3 protein-coding genes are annotated in these 1328 nt (G+C 71.2%); 2 read left to right on the top strand and 1 reads right to left on the bottom strand.

Annotated features, from left to right (window positions below):
* Positions 1-540, top strand: a 540-nt coding sequence (locus GA0115259_RS38175) for a S1 family peptidase (protein WP_141716893.1), incomplete at its 5' end; no start/stop codon positions are given.
* A gap of 187 nt (positions 541-727) precedes the next feature.
* Positions 728-1144 carry a VOC family protein gene (locus tag GA0115259_RS38170; protein ID WP_093605209.1) on the top strand — a complete coding sequence of 139 codons (417 nt, stop codon included), beginning with the start codon at positions 728-730 and terminating at the stop codon, positions 1142-1144.
* Here the strand turns inward: GA0115259_RS38170 and GA0115259_RS38165 are convergent.
* Positions 1084-1328: helix-turn-helix domain-containing protein (locus GA0115259_RS38165; protein ID WP_141716892.1), on the bottom strand; the 245-nt coding region annotated here is incomplete at its 5' end. The two genes, GA0115259_RS38170 and GA0115259_RS38165, sit on opposite strands and share 61 nt — an antisense overlap.

The raw sequence follows: 1328 nt of genomic DNA, 5'->3' as shown, positions 1-1328 counted from the left end.
GGCGGCGAGCCCATCCCCCCCGGCGGCAGCCGCTGCTCCCTCGGCTTCAACGTCCGCAGCGGCTCGACGTACTACGCGCTGACCGCCGGACACTGCACCAACATCAGCAGCTCGTGGAGCATCGGCACCCGTGCCGGCACGAGCTTCCCGGGCAACGACTACGGCATCATCCGCCACTCCAACGCGGCGGCGGCCGACGGCCGGGTCTACCTGTACAACGGCTCGTACCAGGACATCACCAGCGCGGCCAACCCGTCGGTGGGCCAGAGCGTCCGCCGCAGCGGCTCGACCACGGGCGTCCACAGCGGTACGGTCACCGGTCTCAACGCGACCGTGAACTACGGCAGCGGCCAGATCGTCAGCGGTCTGATCCAGACCAACGTCTGCGCCGAGCCCGGCGACAGCGGCGGCTCGCTCTTCGCCGGCAGCACGGCGCTGGGCCTGACCTCGGGCGGCAGCGGCAACTGCTCCTCCGGCGGCACCACGTTCTTCCAGCCGGTCGTGGAGGCCCTCAACGCCTACGGCGTCAGCGTCTTCTAGTCTCCACACGCACCACCGCATCACCTCACCATCGCGTCACCGCACAACGGCACGGACAACACGCTTCATCTGCTTGATCCTTCCTCGGAACACCGACGGGCCGCGCACCTGGTGCGCGGCCCGTCGCGCTTCCCGGACGTCCGATTCATTCAAGACCGGCTCCGGCACCCGCTCCTACCGTGGACGGATGACTCCTACGCCTGCTTCTACGCCTGCCCCACGACTCGACGCGATCGGCCTGGTCGTCTCCGACATGGCCGCCTCGCTCGCCTTCTACCGCGCGCTCGGCGTGCCCGTACCCGCCGATGCCGACACCGCGCCGCACGCCGAGGCCACTCTGCCCAGCGGCGTGCGCGTTCTCTGGGACACGGAGGAGACCGTACGTTCCTACGATCCCGGCTGGACCCGGCCGCAGGGCGGTGGACGGATCGGGCTCGCCTTCCTCTGCGCGAGCCCCGCGGAGGTGGACGCCACCTACGATTCCCTGGTCGCGGCCGGGTACCGAGGGCATCTGAAGCCCTGGGACGCCGTGTGGGGCCAGCGTTACGCGGTGGTCCTGGACCCGGACGGCTGCGAGGTCTCGCTGTTCGCCAGCGCCGCGTAGGCGCCGAGCGTGAGCCCGGCCAGATCGCGTGTCTCCCGGGCGAGATGCGCCTGGTCGGCACAGCCCGCGGCGAGCGCCGCCTCCGCGTACGGCTCGCCTGCCCGTACGAGCTCCAGCGCGCGCTGGAGCCGCAGTACCCGGGCCAGCGTCTTGGGCCCGTAGCCGAAGGCGTCCAGGGAGCGGC

The sequence above is a fragment of the Streptomyces sp. MnatMP-M17 genome (assembly GCF_900091995.1).
Classification (GTDB): Bacteria; Actinomycetota; Actinomycetes; order Streptomycetales; family Streptomycetaceae; genus Streptomyces.
Note: the sequence above shows the minus strand (reverse complement) of the source record. Positions and strands in the feature narration are given on the sequence as shown.